Raw genomic sequence first — 7,197 nt, 5'->3', positions numbered from 1 at the left:
TGCCATTGAATGGACGACCAGACAAAAGGAAGATGGTATCTACATTTTCAAGGATCTCCATCCATTTATAGATGGTCCAGTAATAACTAGATGGTTGCGAGATGCGATCGCTGCCTTTAAAGGTACTGATAAGATTATTATCTTAATGTCTCCCATTCAGACGTTACCTATTGAGCTTGAAAAAGAAGTTGTGGTTATAGACTATCCTCTACTCAACTTGAGCGAGTTAAATCAAGTTCTTTCTTCTAGACTTGCTGAAAGTAAGACTCAACGTTTAGATACGGAAACTAGAGAAAAGTTGCTTAAAGCTGCTTTGGGCTTAACCAAAGATGAAGCCGAAAAAGTATATCGCAAGGCGCAAGTTAAAGCTGGTCGTTTAACTGGGGATGAAGTTGATATAGTTCTTTCAGAGAAGAAACAGCTAATACGCCGTAATGGGATCTTGGAATATATTGAAGAAGACGAAACTATAGATTCTGTAGGCGGGCTAGAAGAACTAAAACGCTGGCTGACTCAACGTTCCGACGCTTTTACTGAGAGAGCCAGAGAATATGGTCTTCCCCAACCCAAAGGGATGCTAATTCTGGGAGTTCCTGGCTGTGGTAAGTCCCTAATTGCTAAAACTACTTCCCGTCTTTGGGGCTTACCTCTACTACGTTTGGATATGGGTAGAGTCTATGATGGCTCTACAGTAGGTCGCTCCGAAGCTAATTTGCGCAACGCGCTCAAAACCGCCGAATCTATTTCTCCTGTAATTCTGTTTATTGACGAATTGGACAAGGCTTTTGCTGGAGGCGGTGGTTCTGGAGATTCTGATGGTGGTACTTCGGGTCGTATCTTTGGCTCATTCTTGACTTGGATGCAGGAGAAAAAATCTCCCGTATTCGTAATGGCAACAGCCAACCGAGTAGAAAGATTGCCAGGAGAGTTTCTTAGAAAAGGGAGATTTGATGAAATATTCTTTGTGGACTTGCCCAACTCCACCGAGAGAAGAGATATTTTTGAGATACATTTAGGCAAGCGACGTTCTGACATTACTAGGTTTGATTTAGAACAGCTTACTAAAATATCTGATGGTTTTTCTGGGGCAGAAATAGAGCAAGCAATTATCGCTGCAATGTATGATGCTTTTGCTCAAGATAGGGAATTTACGCAGCTAGATATTATTGCTGCGATTAAAGCTACCCTACCTCTGTCTAGAACCATGACTGAGCAGGTTACAGCCTTAAGGGATTGGGCTGGACAAAGGGCAAGACCTGCTTCAGCCTCCGTTGCTGAATATCAGCGACTGGAGTTTTAACAGGCTTTCTTTTGTGGGTTAAAATAACTCACGAGAGCAAGAACTAGCGATTGCTAGTGATTTTCTAAATAACCCGTTTTCACTCAAACGGTTATTAATCTTTAAAGTTGTTGTTTACTTCTCTTCTACTGGAGGAAATCTTATGTCTCATTTTAGTACTTTACGCACCAAAATCAGCGATTCTGAAATTTTAGTTAATTCTCTTCGCGATCTTGGTATCAACGTTCAAACTAACGCTGATGTACGCGGTTATAACGGTCAGAGATTGCGTGCTGATATCGTTGCAACTCTAGAAGGTGAATACGATCTGGGTTGGTCTGAGAACAGTGACGGTACTTTCGACTTAATTGCCGATCTTTGGGGTGTTGCTAAGAAGCACAACCAAACTGAGTTGATTAATTCTATCAACCAAAAATATGCTGTTAACAAAACTTTGGCTGAAGTCAAGCAACGTGGTTTGCAAAATGCCAATGTTAAATTAGTTCTTCAATAAAAACAAGAATTTAATTTTAAGTTAAAGCGCGTTCCCAAGCATTAGAGCTAACAAATATTTGTTAGCTCTTTTTGTATTGTGCAACTTCCCTTAGAATATAGCCAAACAGTGAGTTTGATATGCTGAAATATTCTCAATTAATTTGGCTAGGATGTTTTCTCTTCTTGTTTATCTCCTGTGGCAAAACCAGAGTATCTAATTCTTCAGCAAGTGCGGGAAGTTTTGGCTACGAATCAGAAAATAAATCTGATTTGCCTTCCGATCCCGCAAGCGATCGCTTTATTGTGACTCCAGAGTTAGGGGTTATGAGTGCCACTATCAGGACAACTGCAAGTTCTTTGGCAATCGCCAGCGAATTGTTAGAAACTAGTTCTCAACAGTTAATTAAAAATATTACTCAAGTTCCAGGTTGTTCGGCCAAAATTATTGACTATCAAAATCCCATACCTAAGTATTCTAAAAGAATCGGGTCTAATGCTGACTGGCAATATTCTAGTAATTTGAAATTAGAGATTGCGATCGCTTTTACTGAAGAGGGAGATATTTCCCAAAGGATAGCCCAAATCAATAGTTGTCTCCAGGCGATTCCCGACTTAAAAAACATCAAAGCCCCAGAGGATAAAAACGCTACTGTCAGTTTAATTACTTCCAAAGTTATACCGACAATTAATAATGCTAGTAAATATCGACAGGAAATCCTCAAAAGTAAATTTATTGCCTTAAACGAAGTAGCAAGTTTGAGCGAACCAGCAGTACAATTTGACGCTCAAGATACAAAATGTACTAGCAAAGGAAATGTCACGATCGTCAATCGTCAATTAAGCGGTATTGAATTGGATCTTGATTTTGATTGTATTCGGTTAGTCGATCGATAATAAATTGCTTGGCAAATAAAAAAGCGATCGACTCACAAATCCGATCGCTTTTCTCCCAAAACATTGAAAAATTAGAAAAAGCTCGTTTAATTATTCAATCCAATATAAGAAGAACCATTAGGCATGGTATAAAAACTAGGTCTAGAGACAAGTTGGTTATTTTGTTGCGTTTGAGATCGAGATTCCCAAACAGCCCAAGGCATTTCTCCCTTGTTATACATTTCGTCAAACATCATTTTTTCTTTAAGGGTATCCATACAAGCCCAGAAACCAGGGTTTTTATAACCGAGTAATTGTTTTTGAGCGATGAGGCGTTGAAAGGGTTCTACAACTAGTTCTTCTCCTGCTTCAATATAGTCAAAAATTTCTTGTTTGAAAGCAAAGAAACCACCGTTAATCCAAAGATTCGATTGAGCAACGGGAGCAATATTATCGACTAGAGAATCTTCTCCTAGAGAAACTACATGAAAAGATTGGGAGGGCTGCACGCAGAGAAAACTAGCTATTTTTTTCGATCGCTCGAAGTTATCTAAATAAAGGTGTAAATCCAGATCGCTCAAACCATCGGCATAGTTAGCCATAAACATTTTTTCCCCTGCCAAATAGGGTTTGACTGCCATTAATCTTTCGCCAATGTTGTATTTTAATCCCGTATCGATAAAGGAAATACGCCAATCTTCGATATCGTTGTTATAAAGATGAACTGTTCTGCCACCATTAGAAAGGACGAAATTATTAGACAAACATTCGTTATAGTTCAGAAAATAATTTTTAATATAGTCTCCCCGATAGCCCAGGCAAAGAATAAAATCTTTATGTCCAAAATGAGCGTAATAGCGCATTAAGTGCCAAATTATGGGACGATAACCAATTTCGACCATGGGCTTGGGAATTGTTTCGGAATGCTCTCTCAAACGAGTACCAAAGCCACCGCAAAATAAAACAACTTTCATGACTATGTTTTTTTGTTATTTAGATTATTGATATAGATGAGAATTAAATATTTAGTTATATCTACGAAATACAGGTTGTACGGATCGCCCGATGAGATATTTTTCTACTCCTTCATCTAACGCTTTGCGGTAGACACCGAGGGCTTCACCGATCGCATTTATCGTATATTCGATGTCTCGATCTTGATGAGCGTAACTCACCACCAAGGAAGGAGCGATAATTCCTCTTTTGATTATCTCTTGTAAAAACAAAGTACGGAAAGGTTGGGAAGGTTGCTTGTGGGAATCTTTAGTCAAGTAAATCAGATTACAAGCTTTTCCTGCCACGCCGAAATAACCTTTTAGATTGTGAGTAGCTACAGCTTGATTGATCCCTGCAATTAGCTTTCCTCCTTGACGATATAAATGCTCGACAACATTTTCTTCTCGATAGATTTTCATTACTTCCATTGCTGCTGCTAGAGAAGAAGTTTCCGCCCCATAGGTAGTAGAGAGTAAAAAAACGCGATCGCGATCGTGATGCAAACCGCCCAATTCCATGATTTCCCGTTTTCCCGTTAAAGCTGCGATCGCAAAACCATTTCCCATTGCTTTCCCAAAGGTAGAAAGATCGGGGACTATATTATGTAGCTTTTGCGCCCCATTCAGATGCCAGCGAAAGCCCGTAATAATTTCATCTAGGATAAATAATGCTCCGTTTTGGTGACAGATTCTTTTAACTTCGTGGAGGAAATTATCTTTGGGTAACTCCATCCTTTCTGCTTCCATAATCAAACAGGCAATTTGGTTGGGATGGCGAGCGAATAATTCTTTAACACTATTGATATCGTTATAGTTAAACTTCAAAGTCAGATCCTGAATCGCTTGGGGTATGCCAGAATTCATCGGCGACGCACCAATAAACCAATCATCAGTAGAAAAGAAGGGATGGTTGGCACATTTGGCTACCAAATCTCTACCCGTATAGGCACGGGCTAGTTTAATAGCTGCGGTAGTAGCATCCGAACCATTTTTGGCAAACTTGACCATTTCTCCCCCTTCAATCAGATCGAGAAACATTTCCGCACATTCGAGTTCGATCGCGGCGGGGCGATTAAAATTCAATCCCAATTGCATTTGCTGATAAGCAGCTTCTACTACAGGCTCCTAACCATGCCCTAAAGTTACCGCCCGCAAACCCATGCCATATTCAATATATTTGTTGTCATCTACATCCCAAATATGACATCCTTTACCCCGCACGATAAATCCTGGTGCTAATTCAGGATACTGATCGTCCCCCTTAGCATAGGTATGCGCTCCCCCAGGAATTAATCTATGGCTCTTTTCTCTTAACTCTTGGGACTTTTTAAAGTCATTTATTTCTTTGGTTTTATCTTTAGCTATGGTCATTTTTTAGTTGTTAGTTGTTAGTTATTAGTTATTAGTTGTTAGTTATTAGTTATTAGTTGTTGGTTATTAGTTATTAGTTGTTGGTTATTAGTTATTAGTTGTTGGTTATTAGTTATTAGTTGTTAGTTATTAGTTGTTAGTTATTCTCTACTACTCATTACTCATTACTTATTACTTATTACTTATTACTTATTACTCATTACTCATTACTCATTACTTATTACTCATTACTCATTACCTCCAACAGTCCTCCATCATACAAACCCCTAGCTGCATCGCGAATGACGGCAAAACCTAAACCAGAGCGATCGCACGTATCGAGGAGGCTGTGTTTGCCATCGGCTAAATTTAGTACCCAAAGGGTGGCTAGTTCTTTAGTTTTTTTGTCTTGCGTACCGCCAAAGTTGCCATAAAGTCCTCTTTTTCCTAATTGGGGTTCGCATTTAGGGTTTTTACTGATATAAGTACGATTATTTTCTAATATATCGACTATTTCTAGATATTTTCCTAAAGAATCGCCTAATTTATCTGCTTTAACAAAATCTAAATTATCCGCCGAAGTATGATATTGAGGATATTGACCAAAAGGAGTGCGAGTCAGGCTACCCACTGGGAGGTTAAAACCAGGGGAACAAAATTGTCGCTCGTCGTAGCCATAGGGAGAAAATTCGTTTATTTGGTAATTTTTGCCCGAATTTTTGAGAACATAAGTAACTGTCTTATCAATTTCTGCATCGCCGCGACGGCTTTTTTTATAATTAAACTTTCCTGCATCTCCCACCCCTGCCACTACTAAACCATGTTTAATTAAATGAGTCCGATCTTCGTTTAACGCCAGCCAAGCGATCGAGCCAATTGTCCCAGGAATAAATAGGAAACGGTAGGAATATCTTAAGTCTAGGGAGTTTAAATGTTTCGCCAGGAAAGTTACTAAAGAAATCCCCGATAGATTATCGTTACACAAAGAAGGATGGCAGATATGGCAGGTAAACAGTATTTCTTCCTCTGTTTCTCCTGGTAGATAGTATTCCCCAAAAGTCAAACTTCCCGCTTCTAAAGAAGAATCGATGACTACTTCATACTCATCTTCGGGTAGAGCTTGCATTTGGTTGTGAGTCAGACAAAAGCCCCAATTTTCACTGTAATAGGATGTACGATAGGGTATCCAGTCGGGATGTTGGGGAATAGTAAATAGGTGCTTCTTTAATTCCCCTAAAGACATTTTTTGGTTGATGGGAATGCTGTAATTGAGCAAGTGTAAATTGTGTTTTTGAAAATCAATTACCTTTTCCCCTTGGGAATTTTTCACATAAGCATCTCGCACATTCCATTCTTGGGGGATAGTCCAATCAAACACCTGTTTGCCTGTCGGCACTTCATGGATTTCTAGGGGAAGATGTTGCTTTAATAAATATAAAGTCTTTCTCACCCCATCTCCTGTAATGCTGCGACAGATAGGATAAAGATCCGAGATTAATTGGTGCATCTTCGAGCCAACTTGCGAGCTATCAAAAGTTATTGAATATATATTCATACTGTTTTGCTAAAGAAGATTGATATATTTTGGTTTTATGTTGCAGTTGCCCTTCAATGCTTTCCCGATTATTGGCGATCGCTTTAAACTTATCTTTCATCACCTCAACCTCGAAGTCATCAATCTGGAGACAGTATTCATCTAATCCCGTATCTGCCATCAACATCTCGATCTTGGGATGGTAGGAAAGTGCCAAGGTAGGTTTATTTAACAGTAGAGATAATAAAACTCCGTGAAAGCGAGATGCGATCGCCAGATCTAAATCGATTAACTGACTCATCAACTCATCGACAGTTAGGAGCGATCGCTCGATAATTAATGCTTCGGCAACTCCTTTTTGTTGTAATAGTTGTTGGAAATCTTCAATAGCTAACTTGTCATGGGAAGTTTGACCAGGAAATAAAGCCAGAGCATAATTTTGTTCTGTCAGCCAAACAGCAAAGTCAGCTAGTTTGTGGAGATATCCCTGATAGATAGTTTCGTCCTTTTCGGGCCAAGAAGATCTAGGATTGAAGTAAGACATCGCACCAATTCCTACTAAACCTTGACAGTTACTCTCCCTTGAAGATCTGGCGTAAGATTCTGTCGGCAAACTAAAAGCTAAATCCGCATACACAGGATCGTCTCGTTTGAAACCCACTACTCGCTCG

The 7,197-nt window shown here is 39.3% G+C and carries 6 protein-coding genes and 1 pseudogene; 3 read left to right on the top strand and 4 right to left on the bottom strand.

Annotated features, from left to right (window positions below; all coding sequences use genetic code 11):
• From ycf46 to AC33VI_RS22020, 3 genes are all read left to right on the top strand, one after another.
• Positions 1–1,300, top strand: a 1,300-nt coding sequence (gene ycf46 / locus AC33VI_RS22030) for a stress-responsive protein Ycf46 (protein WP_491784411.1), incomplete at its 5' end; no start/stop codon positions are given.
• A 142-nt stretch (positions 1,301–1,442) separates the two neighbouring features.
• Positions 1,443–1,793: a DUF1257 domain-containing protein gene (locus AC33VI_RS22025; protein WP_491784410.1), complete on the top strand. Its 351-nt coding sequence runs from the start codon at positions 1,443–1,445 to the stop codon at positions 1,791–1,793.
• A gap of 119 nt (positions 1,794–1,912) precedes the next feature.
• Complete coding sequence (locus AC33VI_RS22020) at positions 1,913–2,668, top strand: hypothetical protein (protein WP_491784409.1); 756 nt, start codon at positions 1,913–1,915, stop codon at positions 2,666–2,668.
• 86 nt (positions 2,669–2,754) lie between these two features.
• Here the strand turns inward: AC33VI_RS22020 and AC33VI_RS22015 are convergent, their stop codons facing one another.
• The 4 genes and pseudogenes from AC33VI_RS22015 to AC33VI_RS22000 all read right to left on the bottom strand — a co-directional run.
• Positions 2,755–3,621 carry a glucose-1-phosphate cytidylyltransferase gene (locus AC33VI_RS22015; RefSeq protein ID WP_491784408.1) on the bottom strand — a complete coding sequence of 289 codons (867 nt, stop codon included), beginning with the start codon at positions 3,619–3,621 and terminating at the stop codon, positions 2,755–2,757.
• Between the two features lie 51 nt (positions 3,622–3,672).
• Positions 3,673–5,013 (bottom strand): annotated as a pseudogene (locus tag AC33VI_RS22010) (glutamate-1-semialdehyde 2,1-aminomutase).
• A 220-nt stretch (positions 5,014–5,233) separates the two neighbouring features.
• On the bottom strand, positions 5,234–6,547 hold the full coding sequence (locus AC33VI_RS22005; RefSeq protein ID WP_491784407.1) for a DUF4910 domain-containing protein: 1,314 nt from the start codon (positions 6,545–6,547) through the stop codon (positions 5,234–5,236).
• A partial coding sequence (locus tag AC33VI_RS22000; protein WP_491784406.1) for a polysaccharide pyruvyl transferase family protein occupies positions 6,522–7,197 on the bottom strand: 676 nt, incomplete at its 5' end. The genes AC33VI_RS22000 and AC33VI_RS22005, both read right to left, overlap by 26 nt.

This window comes from Waterburya sp. (assembly GCF_058530065.1).
The sequence above is the reverse complement of the archived record's forward strand: the minus strand, read 5'-3'. Positions and strand labels throughout refer to the sequence as shown.

What these genes read in the sequence shown, in the direction of transcription:
- AC33VI_RS22025 (WP_491784410.1), top strand. Translation starts at nt 1,443, where the DNA reads ATGTCTCATTTTAGTACTTTACGCACCAAAATCAGCGATTCTGAAATT.
- AC33VI_RS22020 (WP_491784409.1), top strand. Translation starts at nt 1,913, where the DNA reads ATGCTGAAATATTCTCAATTAATTTGGCTAGGATGTTTTCTCTTCTTG.
- AC33VI_RS22015 (WP_491784408.1), bottom strand. Translation starts at nt 3,621, where the DNA reads ATGAAAGTTGTTTTATTTTGCGGTGGCTTTGGTACTCGTTTGAGAGAG.
- AC33VI_RS22005 (WP_491784407.1), bottom strand. Translation starts at nt 6,547, where the DNA reads ATGAATATATATTCAATAACTTTTGATAGCTCGCAAGTTGGCTCGAAG.